Source organism: Candidatus Nomurabacteria bacterium (assembly GCA_020632395.1).
Classification (GTDB): Bacteria; Patescibacteriota; Dojkabacteria; order SC72; family JAHDCA01; genus JACKFQ01.
Window position 1 is genome coordinate 133,863 of the sequence record JACKFQ010000001.1, and the last position, 20,810, is coordinate 154,672.

General features: G+C 38.6%; 19 protein-coding genes and 5 tRNA genes. 9 read left to right on the forward strand and 15 right to left on the reverse strand.

Annotated elements, in window-relative coordinates:
- The first annotated feature begins 12 nt into the window (after positions 1-12).
- Positions 13-780 (forward strand): RNA methyltransferase, encoded by a 768-nt coding sequence (locus H6763_00650; GenBank protein MCB9803323.1) that lies wholly within the window; start codon positions 13-15, stop codon positions 778-780.
- 31 nt (positions 781-811) lie between these two features.
- On the opposite strand, the gene H6763_00655 is transcribed toward H6763_00650, so the two are convergent.
- The 9 genes from H6763_00655 to H6763_00695 form a co-directional block, all read right to left on the reverse strand.
- On the reverse strand, positions 812-1,672 hold the full coding sequence (locus H6763_00655) for a ParB/RepB/Spo0J family partition protein (GenBank protein ID MCB9803324.1): 861 nt from the start codon (positions 1,670-1,672) through the stop codon (positions 812-814).
- A 20-nt stretch (positions 1,673-1,692) separates the two neighbouring features.
- Entirely contained in the window at positions 1,693-2,490 is a 798-nt protein-coding gene (locus H6763_00660) for a ParA family protein (GenBank protein MCB9803325.1), read from the reverse strand.
- Positions 2,491-2,540: 50 nt separating this feature from the next.
- On the reverse strand, positions 2,541-3,167 hold the full coding sequence (lepB, locus tag H6763_00665; protein MCB9803326.1) for a signal peptidase I: 627 nt from the start codon (positions 3,165-3,167) through the stop codon (positions 2,541-2,543).
- Positions 3,164-3,781 (reverse strand): signal peptidase I, encoded by a 618-nt coding sequence (lepB, locus tag H6763_00670; GenBank protein ID MCB9803327.1) that lies wholly within the window; start codon positions 3,779-3,781, stop codon positions 3,164-3,166. Before lepB (H6763_00670) ends, lepB (H6763_00665) begins: the two co-directional genes overlap by 4 nt.
- Before the next feature lie 25 nt (positions 3,782-3,806).
- A tRNA-Glu gene (locus H6763_00675) sits at positions 3,807-3,881 on the reverse strand.
- Between the two features lie 262 nt (positions 3,882-4,143).
- A tRNA-Leu gene (locus H6763_00680) sits at positions 4,144-4,231 on the reverse strand.
- Positions 4,232-4,235: 4 nt separating this feature from the next.
- Entirely contained in the window at positions 4,236-5,297 is a 1,062-nt protein-coding gene (locus H6763_00685; protein ID MCB9803328.1) for a hypothetical protein, read from the reverse strand.
- A gap of 10 nt (positions 5,298-5,307) precedes the next feature.
- Positions 5,308-6,417 (reverse strand): hypothetical protein, encoded by a 1,110-nt coding sequence (locus H6763_00690; protein ID MCB9803329.1) that lies wholly within the window; start codon positions 6,415-6,417, stop codon positions 5,308-5,310.
- 212 nt (positions 6,418-6,629) lie between these two features.
- A tRNA-Thr gene (locus H6763_00695) sits at positions 6,630-6,705 on the reverse strand.
- Positions 6,706-6,786: 81 nt separating this feature from the next.
- Here H6763_00695 and H6763_00700 point away from each other — a divergent pair.
- Positions 6,787-8,355, forward strand: coding sequence for a hypothetical protein (locus H6763_00700; GenBank protein ID MCB9803330.1), 1,569 nt, complete (start codon positions 6,787-6,789; stop codon positions 8,353-8,355).
- A 102-nt stretch (positions 8,356-8,457) separates the two neighbouring features.
- Here the strand turns inward: H6763_00700 and H6763_00705 are convergent, their stop codons facing one another.
- The 4 genes from H6763_00705 to H6763_00720 all read right to left on the reverse strand — a co-directional run bounded on the left by H6763_00705 (position 8,458) and on the right by H6763_00720 (position 11,470).
- Positions 8,458-9,822, reverse strand: coding sequence for an NAD-dependent succinate-semialdehyde dehydrogenase (locus H6763_00705; GenBank protein ID MCB9803331.1), 1,365 nt, complete (start codon positions 9,820-9,822; stop codon positions 8,458-8,460).
- 398 nt (positions 9,823-10,220) lie between these two features.
- Positions 10,221-10,294, reverse strand: a tRNA-Gly gene (locus tag H6763_00710).
- 36 nt (positions 10,295-10,330) lie between these two features.
- Positions 10,331-10,693, reverse strand: a complete 363-nt coding sequence (locus tag H6763_00715) for a YtxH domain-containing protein (protein MCB9803332.1) — start codon at positions 10,691-10,693, stop codon at positions 10,331-10,333.
- 126 nt (positions 10,694-10,819) lie between these two features.
- Positions 10,820-11,470, reverse strand: coding sequence for a hypothetical protein (locus H6763_00720; protein ID MCB9803333.1), 651 nt, complete (start codon positions 11,468-11,470; stop codon positions 10,820-10,822).
- A gap of 38 nt (positions 11,471-11,508) precedes the next feature.
- On the opposite strand from H6763_00720, the gene H6763_00725 reads away from it, so the two are divergent.
- From H6763_00725 to H6763_00750, 6 genes are all read left to right on the forward strand, one after another.
- Positions 11,509-12,156 (forward strand): ribonuclease HII, encoded by a 648-nt coding sequence (locus H6763_00725; protein ID MCB9803334.1) that lies wholly within the window; start codon positions 11,509-11,511, stop codon positions 12,154-12,156.
- Positions 12,113-12,505, forward strand: a complete 393-nt coding sequence (locus H6763_00730) for a YraN family protein (protein MCB9803335.1) — start codon at positions 12,113-12,115, stop codon at positions 12,503-12,505. The genes H6763_00725 and H6763_00730 overlap by 44 nt, the downstream gene beginning before the upstream one ends.
- A 12-nt stretch (positions 12,506-12,517) precedes the next feature.
- A tRNA-Lys gene (locus H6763_00735) sits at positions 12,518-12,593 on the forward strand.
- A gap of 753 nt (positions 12,594-13,346) precedes the next feature.
- Positions 13,347-14,120 carry a slipin family protein gene (locus H6763_00740; protein ID MCB9803336.1) on the forward strand — a complete coding sequence of 258 codons (774 nt, stop codon included), beginning with the start codon at positions 13,347-13,349 and terminating at the stop codon, positions 14,118-14,120.
- 113 nt (positions 14,121-14,233) lie between these two features.
- Positions 14,234-15,196, forward strand: a complete 963-nt coding sequence (locus H6763_00745; GenBank protein ID MCB9803337.1) for a flippase-like domain-containing protein — start codon at positions 14,234-14,236, stop codon at positions 15,194-15,196.
- Positions 15,174-16,142, forward strand: coding sequence for a glycosyltransferase (locus H6763_00750; protein ID MCB9803338.1), 969 nt, complete (start codon positions 15,174-15,176; stop codon positions 16,140-16,142). The genes H6763_00745 and H6763_00750 overlap by 23 nt, the downstream gene beginning before the upstream one ends.
- On the opposite strand, the gene H6763_00755 is transcribed toward H6763_00750, so the two are convergent.
- Positions 16,117-17,877 (reverse strand): glycosyltransferase family 39 protein, encoded by a 1,761-nt coding sequence (locus tag H6763_00755; protein ID MCB9803339.1) that lies wholly within the window; start codon positions 17,875-17,877, stop codon positions 16,117-16,119. The genes H6763_00750 and H6763_00755 overlap by 26 nt on opposite strands.
- Positions 17,878-17,894: 17 nt before the next feature.
- Between H6763_00755 and H6763_00760 the strand changes: the two genes are divergently transcribed.
- Positions 17,895-18,572 carry an HAD-IB family phosphatase gene (locus H6763_00760; GenBank protein MCB9803340.1) on the forward strand — a complete coding sequence of 226 codons (678 nt, stop codon included), beginning with the start codon at positions 17,895-17,897 and terminating at the stop codon, positions 18,570-18,572.
- Here H6763_00760 and H6763_00765 read toward each other — a convergent pair.
- On the reverse strand, positions 18,561-20,789 hold the full coding sequence (locus H6763_00765) for a UvrD-helicase domain-containing protein (GenBank protein MCB9803341.1): 2,229 nt from the start codon (positions 20,787-20,789) through the stop codon (positions 18,561-18,563). The two genes, H6763_00760 and H6763_00765, sit on opposite strands and share 12 nt — an antisense overlap.
- Positions 20,790-20,810: the final 21 nt, after the last annotated feature.

A 20,810-nucleotide genomic window follows, 5' to 3' on the forward strand; every position in this document is an offset into this window, starting at 1 on the left:
GGTCACAAAAGTATGTCACGAACGAAATTTGTTCAAGTTGAGAACAAGAATGCACTCCTCGAACTCCTAGAGGAGGGTAAGACATTCGAAAAAATATTCATAGCAAATAATGCATTTAAGGATCCTAAAACCAGAAGGATCGTTGAACTTGCGGGTCAAAAAGGAATACTTGTAGAAAAGGTTGCGCGAAGATCTATAAGTCGGAGATCAAAAACTTCAAGCAAAGAAAGCGTAATTGGATTAATGAGAGTAGATAACCAGTTTGATCTTACAGAGGTTTTAGATGAGATTTTTGATCTGGGATTAACTCCATTCGTACTGATCTTCAACGATATCCGATATCCATACAATATTGGTGCGATATTTCGTACTGCTTATGCAGCAGGGGTGAATTGCATAATTACACCCATACAAAAAGGCAATCTTCTTAGTGATGAGGTTATTAGGATTTCTATGGGTACATGCTTGAGAATACCTATCGTAGAGATGAGTTTATTTACAGCCATTAAAGTACTACAAAAAAATGCTGTTGAGATAGTCGGTGTGAATATGGAAGGTCAGAGTATGTATACAACTGATCTTACTGGTCCAAAGGCATTTCTAATGGGGTCTGAAGATATCGGTATCAGTAGCAAGATGATAGATAGGGCAGATAAATTGATCTCGATACCAATGAAAGGTGGATTGGGGTCGCTAAATGTAAGTGTAGCATCATCATTGGTAATGTATGAAAAGGCTCGACAAGATCTGGGCTCAGAAGGCAGTCCTCTTAGGAAATGACATACTACTGTATGTTAATTAGGAAAACTCCCTATTCAGCAAGTTTCTTTAGAAGATCTGTAAGTTCTGAATTTGTAAGATAGCGTATGGTAAGCTTCCCACCTTTAGACATTCGTGTAAGACGAGTTGTATAGCCAAGTCTCTCTGAGATCCGTTCTAAGGCTTTTCTTGTTCTATGATCAAATTCGATCCTTTCATTCTTTGCCTTATCTTTTCCGAAGTTGATCTTTCTCACCAACTCTTCGGTTTCCCTAACACTTAGTTTCTTTTTGACAATGATGTTTGCAGCTGCAACGAGTGATGAATCATCACTAATTCCTAATAGAGCCCTAGCATGTCCTTCAGATAGATCTTGATTAAGAACATACTCTTGAACAGCAGAAGGTAAGGCGAGTAGTCTGATCTTGTTGGTTATTGCAACGCGACTCAGCCCCATCTTTTTAGATATATCAGTTTGAGTTAATCCGAACTGATCTTGTAGCTGTTTGAATGCTGTAGCTTCTTCCAGTGGATTGAGATCTTGTCTTTGTATGTTCTCGATCAGAGCAAGCTCTAGCATCTCTTGAGGAGATGAATCTTTGATCACTACAGGAACATGCTTTAGTCCAGCTAATTTTGAGGCACGAAATCTTCGCTCCCCTGCAATGATGTAATAATTCGGTCCATCTGGGTTCTTGGTGATGATCAGAGGTTGGATGACACCATTCTCACGGATCGAATCAGCGATCTCAACTAACTCGGCTGGATCGATATTCATACGTGGCTGATAAGGGTTTGGAGAGATCTTCTCGATATCGAACTTCTCCTTGTATGGAGAATCAGTTCCAGACATCTCTGAAGAGGCTATCAGAGCTGAAAGTCCTTTGCCTAATGTGGATTTTTTGGTTGCCATGATACAATCTTACACTAAATTCATTTACCTTCAAACCTAGCTACAAATTCTTTGGCTAACTGCTGGTATGCATTAGCCCCTGATGAATTTGAATCGTATTCATTGATAGGTTGACCAAAGGAAGGTGCTTCCGACAGTCTAACATTTCTCGGGATGATAGTGTTGAAAACGATATCAGAAAAATACTCATTGACTTCGTTCACAACCTGATTTGAAAGTTTAGTACGGCTATCAAACATCGTCAGTATGACACCACCGATCGTAAGCTCTGGGTTGATGCTCTTCACAAGCTCTGTAGTCCTCAAAAGCTGTCCTAAGCCCTCAAGGGCAAAGTACTCGCACTGTATAGGAACTAGCATGCTGTCAGCCGCTGTAAGGGCGTTGATTGTGAGTAGGCCCAATGATGGTGGACAATCAATGATCACATACTCTACATCACTTTTGAACCCGGAAAGCGCTTTCTTCAGAATGGTCTCTCGAGCCATCATATTGACCATTTCGACTTCAGCACCAGCAAGGCTAAGATGTGAAGGAACTAACATTAGGTTTTGATACTCTGTAGTGACAAATACCGAGGATATCGGTTCCTTATTCACTAAAATATCATAGATGTTCTTGTAAGGTGCTTTGCTGTCCTTGTCCCACTGATTGAGATCATAACTAGCTGTAAATCCTATGCCTGATGATAGATTTGCCTGGGGATCGAGGTCGATCAACAGGACCTTCTTACCGAGTGCTGCAAGACCAGCTCCTAGATTGATAGCTGTTGTTGTCTTACCCACTCCTCCTTTTTGATTAGCAATAACAAAAACTTTCATATGAGTTCATTGTATCTGATTGAACCTCTACCCGCAATTGAACTTATGCTTCAATAGTTTGGTGTGGTAATTAATCGAAATTCAGAAATTGGAAAAAATACGAACCAAACCTTACCTTTTACTTGTTCTACTTTTATTGGACCGAAAGCTCTAGAGTCTGAGCTATGAGGGCGATTATCACCACACACAAAGATATAACCATCAGGTATTGTAAGAACTTGACCTTCTTTTAAGAATGCTCCTGAGGATGTGACAACTGTAGGTGAAAGATAATCACTTTCATCGAGATAAGCCCCATTTACCATCAATTTACCCTGTGAGATAGAAACCGTATCACCTGCAACTGCTATTACACGTTTAATGAAATCCCTAGTTTCTGAATATTTGAAGATCACAACTTCGCCTCGCTTAGGCTCTGATATTCTGTAGACTAATTTGTTTGCTATCAGGTATTCTTTATCTTGATATGTTGGATACATAGACAACCCATCAACTTGATGAGGGGTAATTAGTACAAGATAAAGTACTACTAGGATCGCGGAGAATATTACAAAATTTTGAAGGATAGAGAATGCACGAGAGGGTAGGGTTTGAAAGAAGTGGAGGACTTTTTGTCCAAAAGTCTTAGGAGCTTCTTTTTTCAGATCATACATTCCGTTGTTATCTTCGGGATTCATTTATCTTGTATATAAGTTTGATGTTCTATCAATCTGAATTGGTTGAATGGGAAGTATACGATCCAAGCTTTACCTTTGATGTCGGTTTTCTCAATAGATCCGAAGGTTCTTGAATCAGAGCTATGGGGCCTGTTGTCTCCTGCGACAAAATATTCTCCTTCGGGTACAACAAATGTCTCACCCTCCTTGAGTACTGCACCTCCATTTGTGTAAACAGCTGGGTCAAGATATGCTGTCTCATCTAGCAATAGGCCATTTACATAAAATCTTCCATCTTTTAGACTGATCTCATCTCCAGAGAGACCAATTATCCTTTTGATGTAATCTTGTGTGGCTGAGTGTCTAAAGATAATCACATCGCCACGTTGTGGCTCTCCTATCCTGTATGCCAATTTATTGGCGATAAGGTATTCGCCATTCTTGAACGAAGGATCCATTGATTTTCCAACTACCTCGTGTGGAGTTATGAGAAATAGGTACAGCACAGTGCAAACAGCTAAGGCTACAATTATGGCCTCAATGCTTTCTAGCACAAATGACACCAATCCCCCGATCAAGGAAGTTTCTTTTTCGATCTTTCTTAGATCTGCAATATCTGTAGTTACGCTTTCCATTCAGTTAGGCAGTTAGATTATGCCGTGGTACCGCCACGGGGGATCGAACCCCGATTGCCGGGATGAAAACCCGGTGTCCTAACCATTAGACGATGGCGGCATCTCGAGTATTTTACTTCTTTATTTACCTATTGTTAAGATACTCTCTCTCTTCATCAAAAGTCGCTCTTTTGTAAGTGTTTGTATCCAGATCAATAACATATCTTCGCTTACACTTACACTGTAGCATTGCTTTGTTAGTTCTAAATTGATGGCGATCGCACTTATCCAATGGATGAGTACAACCAGGACACAACCTCCTTCGTAATAGAACTATTTGAAATGGCAATGTTATTTTTTTTATCATTTTCTATATTTCTAATTGGTGCCGAGGAGAGGACTCGAACCTCCACAGGATATACTCCCACATGGTCCTAAGCCATGCGCGTCTGCCAGTTCCGCCACCTCGGCAAGTTCATTCAAAGGTCAAAGTATTATACAACATATAATCGGTTTTTGGCTTCTTGTTAAGAGAGAACCATTCGACCATGAATTTCTCTGTATACCATACATGATATAACTCTGCAGGTGTAGCTCCAAAATGATTAATGAATTTTTGTATGAAGGAGAAACGTTTATCTTGGTCAAGCATTAGATCAGATAGATCCTCCTCACTCTTTAGCTGTACCAATTCCTCGATGAAAGAGTGGGCTACTACATATGCAGAAAGAGCTTGATCGAGATCTGAAGAATGTAACGCCTTGTCAACATCCTCCAATGTATTGAGGTTTGATGTCGATCTAAAGAGAGTTGGATCATAATGTAGGGACTGGGAAGAATAGTATTCAGCTGTACCTTCTGTAAACCAGAGAGGTGAGGATAAAACGATAGATTGTTCTGAGTCGAACTGATAAGCATGAACCAGTTCATGGGTAATTAGGCGAACTAGATCTGCTTTATCATAATCCCTCTCAGGAGAGATCAAGATCATTATCATCCCAAGTTTTGTCAACCCAGCGTATTGTAGTTGAGAATCATAAAGAAAACCGAGTTCTAACTCATATTTTGATTGATCATCTGTGAGTATAAAGCTGATCGGATCTTCTAATTCTTTACGGAAGCGTATACTTAATCTTTCATACTGATATTGGGTGTTCGCTAGGAGAAAGTTTTTTTCATAACCATACAACGAACCATTGGTATTATCATCAAAACTGAATTGAAAAGTTCTCTTTGAGGATTCAAGGAATTGTGCAGTAAGTTCCTCGTCCGTATATGGATCAATAATGATATCGCCTAGATCAAGTGTGCTCTGTGGATCAAAGGTTTCTGTAATAACTCGTTCAACATTTTGGCTAGGTGGATTAATTGGTTGTTCAGAAGAAAGTGGAAGAGAAAATGCTGTGATCATGAATAATGCACAGGAAGTGAAACATAGAAAAATCGGGATTATCGCAAGAAATAACGCAATCAATAGTGTTGTATCTATTGATCCGCCACTACCGGCAATATTAGTTGGGGCAGGTTCAGGAGTCATACTAACTAGATTAATCTAAGTCACTAAATACCTCAAGCTTCTCCTTGTCTGTGTTCTTATCTTCCATCTCCTCATCTGGTGATCCTTTTATTAGGTAGTGTGTGCCTCTACCGACCCCCATCTGTTCGATAAAACCCTGTTTAAGAAGATCCTGTAGATCCCTGTAGGCTGTCATGAATGAGACACCCATCATCTTAGAATACTCTTCTCTTGTGACACTTTTTGTGTGTTCTAGATGATCAAGAGCCTTTATCTGCCGATTGTTCAGTTTATCCTTCAAGTCCCCGTGTTTCTTCACCTTGTTTTCAAGGGTGTTTGTATAGATATCTTCCTGTTCTCGTATCTGGATCGACATAGCGTATAAGAACGCCTCTATAAAAGGTGTCACATCCCTTCTGGATTTTGATAGCTTGTACGCTTCAACGATCTCCTTTGATATGAATTGTATAGCTTTCACAATAGGGAAAGTGGCATATTGATCGAATTCCTTCTCTTTTGATAAGGTGACCAGAAGTGCTATAGAAGTAAGCTGATTGGCTATTAATAAAGGTGCTTTATCGATAATCTCATATAAGATCAGGGCGTATCGGATCGTTGGTTGTATCCTGTTAGGGCGATTGATCAGTAGATCTAACAGCTCATCAAAATACTGTTCAAAATTCACGGATGTATAGTAATCTCTCAATTTGTACCAATCATCATAGAAAGGCACAGGCTTTTCTGAGAAATTTCTGAATCTCCCAGACTCCCAATCTTCACTTAATCTATTACTTACTAATTTATTTAGATGTAATATCAATTCTGATGACGGTCGTACAAAGTGCCTAGGATCATAATTCTTCGCAAACTCCAACGCATTGCGATAATTACTATACAGTAAATGCTTAGATCGAGCAGACGGCAAAACCTTACCCAGATAGACTCTTTCAGCTTCATCCAGACCTATCGGCTCTCCCACTAGCATAGATAAGTGCATGATCTCGCTGATATGTAGATCTTGTACAACTTTCTCATGATAATTTTTAGGAAGTTTTGTATGTCTGATCCGATCCAGCGAAAGCTCTATCTTGATCAGATACTGGATCATCAGATTTGTATTGGTGTACTTTGGGAGTGTCATTTGCGTAACAATAGTATAACAGGAGAGGGTGGTTGTCTAGAGCTACGCCACTATAAGTGGTATTTAGTTTGATGTGATAGATTTTATTGATATCGGAACTGGGTTGACCGGTGTACTCTATGTTCACGACGGACCATAGAACGGGAGATCCTCACTGGTGGAATGTTCTGTGGATCATACTCTCCCTCCCTCCGCACTATAAGTTAGCGGGATGGAGCTGGCGGTGTGATTCGAACACACGACCTAATCTTTACGAAAGATTTGCTCTACCAACTGAGCTACGCCAGCATACCGCCGTATATTATCACAATCGATAGATAGCTACTAGACAGCACTTTATATCATCACCACATCATGATAGATTGAAGTATGACAGTATCTCAATATATCGCATCTTGGCTGATCAAGAGAGGAGTAAAAACAGTATATGGACTACCAGGAGAAGAAGATCTACATCTACTGGATGCCATCCGTGAAGCTAAGATCGAATTCATAAGAGTAGATCATGAAGCAACAGCAGGATTCATGGCAGCCGCAGAAGCACGGATCACAGGAGATATTGCTGTCGTACTAACAACCCTAGGACCCGGTGCAACCAACGTTCTTACCTCTATCGCTCATAGTCAACTAGCTGGAATACCTATACTTTTGATAACCGCTGATAAGGCGTTTAACGTACCACACTCAAGTTTTCAACAAATCGACGCTGTGTCACTTTTTAAACCAGTTTCAAATTTCTCAGAACGCCTTGAAAGAGCTGATCGTATACCATCAATGCTCGAAAGTGCATATCAATATGCCCTATATTCGACTAAACCCGGTGTTTCTCACATACAGATCCCGTACGATATATCCAAAAGCACAATAAGGATCGATAATATCGAGATAGGAAGCTACAGTAAGTCTATAGCCTCTGACGATACTATCAGTAGGGCGAAAGAATATATTATTAATTCAAAACATCCGTTGATCATTTCAGCAGGAGGTTCTCAGGATCGAAAAATATCACAGGTTCTGAACAAAATTGTTACTAAGTACAAGATACCACATATAAGTACGGCGATGGGTAAGGGTAGTATCGATGAGATGGGTGAAAATTATCTCGGTACAATAGTCTCAGAATTTGATGATCCGTTGAACAAAGCGATAAATTTCTCTGATCTTATAATCACAGTAGGGTATCAATCACATGAACGACCTTTCTCTTTGAATACAAATGGAGAAAAGAAAGTACTCTCCTTTAGCACACATTTTCTGGATCTTGATCCGTTATTTATGCCTGATGTACAGCTTGTCGGCGATATTCCAGCTAATGTTGCTAAGGTATTTAGTGAAATTGAGGTCGAGTATGAAGAAGTTGACTTCTATTCTTCACTTAACAGATTTGTGCAAGGGGTCGATATCGATCAGTATGAGATCTATCTTCGTTCAATGATCGAAGGTTTGAATTCTATACTCTCACCGGAAGATACCGTTGTGTTAGATAATGGCTCATACAAATGGGCATTTTCAAGATATTTCAGATGTAGAAGGACTGACCAAATCATATTAGATAATGCATTAGCAACTATGGGCGGTGGAATTGCGATGGGAGCATCTATTTCGCGACTAATCCCTAAGAATAAAGTTGTAACTATAGTAGGCGATGGGGGATTCTTGATGTCTTCTTATGACCTTGGAACCGTTCGGAGATTTGCAAATGATCAGTGCATAATTATGATACGAAATGAAAGATATGAGATGATAGCTCGTAAACAGAAAAAAGAAGGTCTTGAGGAGTTTGGGGTTGATCTTGATCTACCTGATGTTGGCAAGATAGTAGAAGGTTATGGTATCCCTTATAGTTGGATGCATATACGCGAGATCGAGCAGCTCCTGAAAGAGGTGAGTAGGGAGGGGTGTAGATTCATCCAGCTAACTTATAGTGAGAGTTATTAGCCTACAATCGGAAAGTAGTAATAACGATACCCATTTGTTCATATCTGCTAGTAATTACTATACTTCAAATTTCGCAGACGACTGATAATAGCTAATTGTGAACTACTCTATCCAGACGCTTTTAAGGTTGACAAACTCGTGTATACCAAATGAACCTAATTCCCTTCCATATCCTGATCTTTTGACACCACCAAAAGGAAGACGCGGATCCGATCTGACCATCTGATTTATAAAAACATTACCCGCTTCTATTTGAGGGATCAGCTGCTCAGCCCTTTCATGATCTTTAGTCCAGATAGATGCACCTAGTCCATATTCTGTATCATTTGCGATCTGTATAGCTTCATAATCTTGTGAAAAGGTCTGTATCGCTGCTACAGGACCAAATGTCTCTTCTCCCATGACGGGCATATCAGGTGTGACATCAACGATTACAGTAGGTGAATAGTAGTTACCTGGTTTTTCGATCCTTGTGCTTCCAATTACTACTCTACCACCCATTTTGATACTTTGTTGGATCTGTAGGTCAATGCTTTCAAGGATCGATGCTGTAGCAAGTGGACCTAAGTCAGTATCTTCTTTTAAGGGATCCCCGACCTTCAATCTGTTCAATTCATCTAGAAAAGCATCAAGAAATCTCTGGTATGCTTTCTCCTGGATTAGAAATCTTTTTGCAGCAATGCAACTTTGCCCGTTATTGATCATCCTTGATCTTACAGCTACCTCTGCAGCTTTACGGATATCTGCATCAGGAAATACAATGAACGGATCACTTCCACCCAGCTCCATAACACTCTTCTTTTGTACACTTCCAGCTATACTTCCAATAGCTGAACCTGCCTTAGTACCGCCTGTGACAGAAACACCTTTGATATAGTGGTTGTGTAACATCTGCTCAACGCCGACTCTATCTGTAAGCACATTTAGATAGAGATCTTCAGGAAATTCTGATCGGGTGAATAGCAATTCAAGAAATTGACTGAATTGTGGGATATTTGAGGCATGCTTTATTACGATACTATTCCCAGCAAGTAGAGTAGGTATAGCAAATCTCACAACCTGCCATAGTGGGAAGTTCCAAGGCATAACACCTAAGATCACACCTAAGGGTTCTTTTGTAACATAGGTACGAAAAGCCTCTGTATCGATCCGTTCAATAGAGAGTAGCCCAGAAGCCCTTTCTGCATAATACTCAATACACCAGATGGATTTGTCGATCTCAGCAAAAGATTCTTTGATCGGTTTGCCCATTTCTAGACTGATCAATTCTGCGATCCCTTGTTTGTTATCAGATAGCACCTTAGAGAATTTTAATAGAAGATCCGATCGTGTTTTGATATTTTCTTTTTTCCATTTACCTTGTGCAAGTTGAGAGCGATCAAGTATCTGATCTATTTCTGAAGATGTGTGGGTCGGATATTCGCCTAATAACTCGTTATTATGTGGGTTAATACTTTTTTGTGTCATAGTTCATTATACAACAGATAATTTAGATCTCACCTTTATGGAATAAGAATATTCAAATATTTGAGTGTATGGATTGGTTCTGTTTTATAAGGCAGTATGTAAATATAACTTAGTTGATTCGAAAAATAACGTAGAAACATCACCGCCAAATCAATTTGTAGTTGTTCTTAAACTGATAGCAACTGTTTGAAATATTTAAGATACATTTGTAATCTACCACTAAATAGGTATTTGATAAAAATCAATGTTCTATATCCAATATTATTCATTATCAAAACTTGATTTATTATTCAGCCTTTAAAATGCTACTTGCTCTGTTTATATCGAAATGTTGTATACGATCTATAACCCACAGTACAGATAAACAAAATCCACCTAAGGGTGGATCTAATTTCTCATGGAGCGGGATACGAGAATCGAACTCGTATCTCTACCTTGGGAAGGTGGCATTTTACCATTAAACTAATCCCGCATTGTAGCTGTATATTGTTACAGCTACAAAGATTTATTATGCCTGTAAGGCATCCTTTATCTTATTCCAATCTGCTTTAAGTTGAACTCCTAATTTCTTAGATGCTTCAGAAGTGATCTCTTTGTTGTTTTTCAGTTCAGCCAGAACACCATCGACTAACTCTTCGTATTTAACCTTGTCGATCTTCGTACCGAGCTTCTTTACTTCTGCAACCTTCTTGTCAAGAGACATTTTAGCCTTCTTGTAGACATCCTCAGCTTGAGTTTTTAGCTCTTGAGCTTTTTTCTTGATGTCATTGCGTGTTTCTTTTCCTGATTTAGGGGCAAATAATACGCCTGCGACAGTCCCAGCGATGGCACCTGCAACTGCACCTTTTACAAATGAAGTTCCTTTACTCATTGTGTAGTTTAGTTTCAATTTAATGTTCAATATTACTATGAACATAACTACTTTACCAGTAGAACATTACACCTTACTGATTAAGGTTGGATCATAAACTCATTCATCAGATAAATTGCATTGAGTCTATAATTGGAGTTTTTTGATCATTAGATAACCGATAAACAGAAATGTTCCAATTGATAATATGATTATTAACAGCTGAAAGGCACTTACTTCCGGGCGTTCGTATGTATTCTTTTCTTCATCGAGAACTTCAGACAGTCTGATAGGCTCTTCATCTGATGTGGTCGCATTATCGGTGGTGGTATTTTCCTCGTTGGATGTGTCTAGCTTGGTCGAATCAGGCAGGTTCTCAGAATCATTGGGTTGCTCGGTATCGTTAGGGTCTTGCACCTCTGTTGGCTCGTCTAGTGGAAGAGCGATACCTGCATTCGCAAAAAGTAACCTCTCAATATCACTTGCTCCTTGATAACAAGTGGAATCAACTACAAGGGTTGGTACTATCTGATCATTGTCATTACAAGTCTCAAGATCATTAAGTAGTAATTGTTTGTTTTCGTCTGGAGTAACCTCGATTACTGTGACGTCTAGGATTTCCAATACCCCAGAGGGTTCAGCCTCTTCTAATAACTTTTGACAATGCGGACAGCTGTCTAGGACATAAAGGGTATACTTTGAATTCAGATTGTCTTGCGCATATATTCTTGCGTTGGTCAGGAAAAGAATTCCGTAGAGTGATATTATTATTAATAATGTTTTGATGACTGACTTCATATATTTTTCAGCTTCTCTAAATATAATTATCTTATTATATGATAAATACAGATATACAACTAGAAAAGAAGCTTTGGGATGAGGGGTTTAAATATATTGTCGGCTTAGATGAGGCTGGACGCGGACCTTGGGCTGGTCCTGTCGTAGCAGGTGCAGTATTAGTACTTCAGGATCACATACCAGATATTGCTGTAACTGATAGTAAGAAGATGACAGAAGCAAGAAGGCTCATCGCCTATGAAAAGATCATTAACTCGTCCTATCATAAATGGGGTGTGGGTGTTGTAGAGCCGTCTGTTATTGATACTCTAGGAATAAATGCAGCAATTCGTATAGCAATGGAGTCAGCAGTAAAGGGTATAGAAACTGAGATCAATAAGCTTGTAGAATATCTACTGATAGATGGTCAGAATGTACAGAGTATTCCTTTGTATAAGCAATACAAAGTCAATAAAGGTGATGGTTTGCATTATTCCATCGCTGCTGCATCAATCATTGCAAAAGTCACTCGAGATCGAATAATGGAAGAGTATACGCAGAAATACCCAGAATTCAGATTTGATAAACATAAAGGTTATGGCACAAAACAGCATCAAGAGGAGCTAAAACAACATGGGGTCACAGCAATACATAGAAAGACATATGCACCGATTTCAGATATCCTCAAGCATCAGGACTCACAATAAGTCTACCTCCACAAAAGGGAAGGTATTTGAAGATATTGTAGAAAAAGTGTTATGTGATAAGGGATGGAAAGTTCTCGTAAGAAATTTCCATTCGCATCAGGGTGAGATCGACAGATTATTCCAGATGAATGATGAATACATTATCGTCGAGGTCAAAGGTGTTTCAGCTAATATCCATTCGTACATAGAAAGCTCTTTCGATATTCGGAAGATCAGAAGAATATTAGGAACTTACGATTATTGGTGTTACAAAAATGGGGTCTTTGATAAGGATGCTAGATTGGTTTTAGCAATTGTCACAAAGAAAGATGGACTTTTTATTGTAAAACTCCTAAACATTAGAGTATAATCTCGCAGTTCTGGGCCGCTAGCTCAATTGGCAGAGCATCGGGCTTTTAACCCGCAGGTTCAGGGTTCGACTCCCTGGCGGCTCACCATATCCATTTCACTATACATTAATCCTTGTTTACTCCTGAATAATTTAGATTGAATACTAATTTTAACGATATAATTACCATGAAAGATTTTTGGAAAGGTGCGTCAATTGTATTGAATCTCTTTGGATTTTTAAGTCTTGTGATGCTGTTAATTCTATTCGCAGAAACTAACACTTATCTAGATAGTCCATATTGGGCTGTACATGCAGCATCAGCGTTCATACTTTTTTCATAAGCATTTTTTCGTTAGTTCTTGCGGCAAATTTACGACGGTTATCAGTCCCAGAAAAACTATTAGAGAAGTTAAAGAGTGAAGGAGTGGAAATTGAGGAGTAGATTAATTCTCAAACTAAGAGAGTTTTGTTCCTAATTCTTCACATAAATACGTTAGATTGATATGTTATTGTTTGCAGATAAAGTTTTTCGTCCTATCTACGCCAGATTTATCACAAATATTTGTTCCATTTGTGTAACTGCTACAACTCAAACACCGCTTCCTTCTTTAAATATCATTCCAATGTTCCAATTAGTGCAATTCGTTATTGATATTTATCTAAGAATGCTACGGTTTTCTATTCTTGATGCAATGTCTGCAAATCGAGTAGCTTTCGAATTCATCAACTCAACTCTGAAAATCATTCATCACATCTATCAGATAATGTATAATCGTACATATCTAAGTTTTTCGTTTTATTAGTTGTGGAATTATTTATTCTATCCTGTTTCGGTTTACCATCGTTTATTCTGCTTATCATGCTACTTACAAATATCAGGCAGATCAATGAATATCAAAGAGGAATACTATTTGTGATGGGTAAATATAAAAGAGTAGTAAATAGTGGTTGGACATTCATTATTCCAATATTTCAATCTATGAAGATCGTTGATGTTCGTACCAAAACTATTGATCTTGCTGATCAGGGTGGTATGACTGCAGATAATGTTTCTGTAAAGATTGGTGCCGTAGTATTCTTTAAAATTGTTGATGCCTCTAGAGCTGTTCTAGAAGTAGAGAATTATCAGTGGGCTATCTCACAGTTGGCTGAGACCACAATGCGAACAGCTGTTGGTGAGGTTGAATTGAACAAACTTTTAAGTGGAAGAGATGAAGTTGCAAATAATATTGAAGCTATAATCGAATCAAAGGCTACAGACTGGGGATTACATATTATTGGAGTAGAATTAAAAGATATAGTTCTTCCTGATGATATGAAGCGAACAATGGCTAAGCAGGCAGAAGCTGAAAGAGAAAAATTATCTGTCATAACAAAAGCAGAAGGTGAGTTGATAGCAGCAGAGAATCTCTCAAAGGCTGCAGAAATGATGTCGAAGTCACCAGGAGCACTACATCTTAGAACCTTGAGTACTTTGAACGACCTATCTTCTGACCAATCGAACACAGTGATATTTGCTATCCCGATCGAAGTATTACGGGCTTTTGAGAAGGTTGGAAGTGGTAGCAATCTATCTCTGGATGATATGGCAACTAAGATATCCGGTATGATCAAAGGAGCGACAAACAAGTAGTCACATTCTTAGTGCATCAGTAAGGAGCATACTGCATCTTTTGATAAGATCAGCTATCGATAGGTGGCTGATCTGTCATTTTGTATGCAGAAACATAACTAAACATATTTTTTATGAAATTCACTAAAGAACAGAAACGAATTGTTAAGAAGATCCTTGAGTATTCGATCTATGCGATTGTTGGATATTTCATATACTCAAAGTTGGGTGGTAATCTAGAGCAGATCAGAAACGTAGAGATAGATTATCCTTATTTATTAGCTGCAACACTTCTATTTTCTACTCATAATATATGGAATGGTCTGAATTGGGATTATCTGATCGAACGATCTGGCGAGCAGACAAAATTAGATCAGCAAATGAGGGTTTATCTGAAATCTTATCTGATGCGATATGTTCCCGGAAATGTCGTAGGAATAATGGGAAGGGCGATCCTCAATAAGCCTTACGGAATACCAATGTTTAAGAGTTTATGGGGATGGTTCTTTGAGAATATCGTATATCTAGCATTAGGGATCTTCATTGGGAGTTATGCCGTACTAAAAACACAATTTGCTTCATATAGCGTACTGGGATTGATGGTCGTGGCTTTTGTTGTTGGTTTGTTCATACTTCTGAGGAACGATCTTTTAGAAAGAGTATTCGAAGGCAAAATTGCCAAAAAGCTACCTGAGGCAGCTAAAAAGGAAGCCACACCGTTGAGACTCTCTCCAAAGGTCCGTATAGAAATGCTTGGCAGATATACTCTCTCCTGGATCATATACTCCTTGAGTTTTGTACTGGTAGTAAGTTCTGTAATTGATCTAAACGCCTTGAACATACCGAGTCTGATCTCTGTAAATGCACTCGCATATTCTGCTGGATACCTTGCAATTGTCACTCCAAGTGGAGCTGGTGTACGAGAGAGTGTTATGGTATTTGCTTTAACTAATGCATTAGGTTATTCAATAGAAAATGCCGTAGTGATAGCCTTAGCGGCTCGAATAGTATTCATACTGGGTGAATTGACCGGCTTTGTAGGGTATTATTTGTATTATTTCTTAATGAAACGAAATGGAGAAGAATTATCAATATGATGTAAGTATTATACTTCCGAGTCTTAATGAAGGCGAATCTGTAAAAGTCCTTCTTGAGGAGATATACAATGAAATGCGTAAACTCAATAAGAGTTTTGAGATAATTGCGATCGATACTCCTTCTGATAATCCCAGCTATCCAGTTTATGTTGAGTATGCCAAGAAGTATGATAATTTCACAGGGATCAGGCTATCTGATAGACGAGTAGCCGGAAGTGGCAAGACAGTTCAGTATATGATCGGTTTTCATAGAGCAAAGGGAAGATACATAATCCAGATGGATTCTGATTATCAGGATAACCCCGCCGATATTCATAAATTCATCCAAAAGCTTGATGAAGGTTACGATCTGGTAGTCGGACATAAACAGAAGAGAAAGGATGGTGCATTTTATGTTCTCCAATCATATGTAGGCAATGCATTTACAAGATTGATCACAGGTACAGATGTTCATGATATGAATTGTGGGTTTAAGGGTTATCAGTCTTATGTCGCAAAACGATTGAATTTAAAAGGTAGGTGGTACAGATATATTCCTTCATTGTTACAAGCAAAAGGTTATAAGATCACAGAAGTTCCTATCGAAAATCGTAAAAGGATCTTTGGTAAGAGTAATTTCAATTTGAAAAATCGCATACAAGCTGGCTTATTTGATATGTCAGTTGTTGCACTGTATAACTTCTTCTCTGAAACACCGGTTTACCTATTTGGATGGATCAGTATCATAAGTCTTTCATTAGCTTTTGTTACAGCAATTTGTACTCTGATCTTTTGGGGTGGAGAGCTATCGATCTTACTGGGAGTTGCAACCTTGATGTTAGGCTTTTTTGCAGGGGTATCGTTACTGTTTGGAGTAATGATCGAATTTATTCGCATGAGCTCTCGTACCGAAATTACAGAATACGGTATACGCGACATTGTTACCGGTCAACAGGCCGATCGTTGAAGATGACCAGGTGTGTTCTCCCGATCTTTACACTGTCATTACCTATCTCATACAGTCTTTGAAGTTCTAGGATCTCACTATTTACTTTAGATGGCTTGGGATAAAGATCTTCTTTTGATATGACTATTGCATCAGAGTAGATGAAATTCATAGGATCCCTCGTGATGATAAGATCAGGGTTATCTGTTATGTATCGTTGAATGCGGATCTCATTCTGTTCCCAATCGAAATTGCTATCTCGCACGAATCTATATCCTTCTCCGGGTTCTCCTGTGATCACGTTGAAATATTCAAGATAATAAGGATACTGCCTTGCTAGGGCGATGATATTTCCTGTGATTAGTATGATGATAATGATATTGAATAGCTTTGGGTTAAGTTGGCCAGAAAGCCATATCAAAACACCTAAGAATAAAAATGGATATACCGGTAAGAAATGTCTGATCCCTAAATTTATCGAACTAGATAGAGACAAGAAGGCTAACAGGATCGGTACTGCTACCATTACTGTTTTTCTGTTTATGATAGAGTTCTTATGTGAATTTCTTGATCTACTCAGATATTTGTAGAGGTATGTAATTAGTCCTGTCAGTACAACAATAACTACACCTATATACTCTTTTACAATGAAAGTGACTGGGAAATAGTATACCCACCCCCGTTTACTGAATTGACCAAGCAGAAATGAGTCATGACCGAAGATATTGTGTTTAAAGACGTTCTCATAGAAACCATTGATGTACTGAGGGAATGGTAGGGGAATATGGTAGAAGAGGAATTTCAACGGCCTTTCTAGAAAAGGAAGTACCTGATAAAAGATCCTAAATCCATCGACATTCGCAAATACTTTTGCCTGATTTCCGTAGGTCATGTCAAACATACTACCGATCTGAAACGAGTATGCAGTAAATATCAACAGAAAGATTGGAAATAGTAGTCCATAGAGATGTTTGACCGTCAGAGATATCTTTTTTTTGAAACCACCTTTCGTAACTCTCCAATTTTTTAACAAAAATATGATCAGTATCAAAGAAACAGAGAAAACAGCGGTATATTTCGTTAGAAGTGCTGTAGTAAGAACTGATACGAGAAGAACTGTTTTTGTACGATCCCATTTATTTGGAAAATCTTTTATCAACTCGGCTGAAACAAGTGTTGAAATAAAGATCATATACATTGCGGGGGCGTCTGTTGTCACAAGTGCCGAATGAGCAATGACTGTAGGGCTTAATGATAGGAATGCCAATAGTATAAGAGAGATCTTATATCCATACGATCTTTCGACTAATCGAAAAATCACATAAAGCAAGAATGCAGAGGTCATAATTGCTAGTGCTCTGGGTCCGAACAGTACATTTTGTGAAAAAAGTACCTTGCCACCGTTCATTTTCACTAGCTCATCAGAGATAGAATCTTTTTGAGCGTTGACCCATAAAGGGTCTGTTTCAGAAGGAATTACTAGGTCGTCGTCAAATAATGTAGGAATTGCATAGTAAGTGTTGAATAACATAGGGTGGTGCTGATTGATCCTTGGATCTCCTGTGTTTAGATACATGATACCTCGGGTTAGATGGTACTTTTCATCTGTGGTCCCTGACATATCAGTTATCATTGATAAACCGAGAAATATGAAGACACCAATAAATAGAACTGCGGGTAATGACCTGCGTGTTCTATATGTTATCCACTGCTTGAACTTTACTTGTAGCTCTAAAGCTGTTTTAATTCTGTTCATAAGATAATAATCATATCATGAATATCGCAATACTAGACTATGATAATACTCTTTCAGAAGGTTATTCAAGATACGAGCTTGGTTTTCTGATGGAAGAGAAGGGTTTGATCGAGCACGGTTTGAGAGAAGAGATCGAAGAAGTACAAGGAAATTATGAACAAGGATACATAGATTACAATACGAAGTTCCGAGATGATAAGAAGATTTTTGGAAGATATTATGAAGGGTTAAAAAGGACGGATATAGTGAGATTTGTTCGAGAGGAATTTGATATGACGAAACTTCTTTTCCCCTGGTCAAAGAAATTTATAAGTATTCTAAAGGATAATGGATATCTGACGATCGTTGTATCTGGGTGTTGGGATTTCTTGCTTGAAGAAGCACAGGACTTGTTGGACTTTGACTCATTCTTTGGTACTGAGTTTCATTTTGATGAGAATATAGCTACAGGCGATTTTACGACAATAATTGATGAGAACAAAAAGAGATCAGTCACAAAAAGCTTATTGCAAACTACTGAAAAAACATTTGGAATGGGAGATAGTGTTGCAGATTTTGAGATACTGGATCAAGTCGATATCTCCTTCCTTTATGAGCCCAAATATGATGCGGAGGAGTTGGCGAAAAAGAGGAATTACCTGATAGTAAATAGAGATAACGTTCTCGATAGATTAAACGAAGCTTTAGCTGATTGAATCCAGAAACCTGCTGACACCGGACTTTGGTGCAATTATGCGTAATCTGTGCAAGGCTCTTGTGAAAGATACGTATAGTAAACGAGCTTCTTCTTCGTTATCATAAAATTCCTTTGCTAGATCGACTACGATAACAGACGAGAATTCTAATCCCTTAGCCATGCGCACAGGAAGTACCTGTATACCATCATGAAAATTTTCCATCTGATGAGAATATACCTGCAATCCGAGATCTTCTTGTGAAATGAGAGAATATAGAAGATCAGAATGTATGTCATCTCTACATATAACCGCTACAGAGGGAGCTTTTGTTTCTATCTCTTCTTTGATAGCTTTGAGAAGCGACTTAAAAGCCTCTGGATCATTCTTTATGATATCATCAGTTCTATCAATGATAACATCGTCACCGGTACGCAGGACAGCTTCAGGAAGCTTGTATGTTTTAGGGAATTCTGAAGCTAATATCTTAGTTGAAAATTCGATGATCTGCTGTGTTGAACGATAACTCTTATTTAGGTCATGGTATTGCACTTCTAGCCCGGCAATATTCGAAAGGAATTCGATCAAACCCGACCACTCTTTGTAGTGGAAAGGAGGAATGATAGATTGTGCGGTGTCACCAGCTATCGTGACATTACCCTTTTTCGCATGAACAACTAATGTAGCTATTTGAAACGGACTGAGATCCTGAGCCTCATCGATGAGTATGTGATCGTACATATCATTGAGAGTACCAAATAGAAAATCCCGTATCATAACAAGTGGTGCAAGGTCAGATGTTGCATAACCCATAAAACCTTTGTTCTTTCGTGTTGTTTGGGTCGAAGCTCGGGTTATCAACATCCATTGTTCATTGGTAAGTGGTGTGTTGTTAGGATGTTTATCCTTGAAAGATGCGAGATAGATGTTATATACGTTCAAATTCGAACGAATATAATCCTTTATATGTTTCTCACGTTCTTTATCCGCTCCTGATCTGGATAGTGACTCTGAAAAGGATCGGTTGAGAGTTCTAGTTGAAAATACTGATTCTACAGCGAGATCAACAAGTTCCTTAAATGGTAATTCCGGATGTTTTTCCCTGATCTCATAAAAAGATTCTTCCACATAAGGTGCAGCTGTCGTAGGCATATTTGCAAAGAATTTCTCAATGAATTGCTCAAGATAAGACTTGATATGTTCATAGTAAAGTATTGAACCTTTGATGCTTTTAACTTCTATCGGTTCTGTATCATCTATGACATGCTTGTCACTTAAAGCAACTAGCTCCCTTGACCAGAAAAGATATGTATTTTGTTGCATTCCTTTCACACCAAGACTCGGAAGGACATCAGAAATATAATCAATGAAAAGCTTGTTTGGTGCTATCACTAAGGACCTCTTAGGTAATATCTTTTCAGGATAGGCATACATAAGATAGGCCATCCTATGAAGTATGATCGTGGTCTTTCCTGATCCTGCTACTCCCTGTATAAGTAACGGTGAGTCAATATCTGCTCGGATTATGTTGTTCTGTTGTGCCTGTATGGTTGAAACTATCTCCTTGAGCTTTTCGCCGGATCTCTGCTTAAGTTCTTTTAATAAAAATTCATCTACAGCAATGTTTCCACTTTCTGTTTTGTAGATCTCTCGAATACGACCCATGGATACATCAAATTGCAGTTTTTCAGTCAGATCCCCATGCTGAGTTCCAACAGGACTAACAAAAGAGACACCTTTTTGAGGACCGGAATTATTGTAGTAGAGATTTGCAATAGGCGAACGCCAGTCTGATATAAGCGCTTTGCCCGTTGATTTATCGAAATAGCCAAACTTGCCAATATATGCAGGCATAGTTGTCTTTGAGAACCCCTCACCGGCTTTTCGTTCAAAGATCACCTTACCGAAATAGGGTGTATCGAGAATATCAAACAAGCGATTTAATCTATCGACTAGATCCTGCATCTGTTGTATAAGCTTGTTGTAAAGACCTATAGCTTCAGTCTTATCATCTCCTGTCTCATTATCGATAACCCAGATCATATGCTCTATCTGTTCCGATAGGTTATCAATATGAGATACACCAGCCTTTAGATCCTCAGCCAAGGGCAATATAACATCCTTTAGGTATTCAAATTCAACTTTTTCTAAAGGATTTTTTGGAGAAAGGTCAGAAGTATCGGATATCCTCTCCAGAGAGGAGTGGATCGGGTTCAGATATTGATAAAAGTCTTGCATATGGACATTATGCGAAGTAAC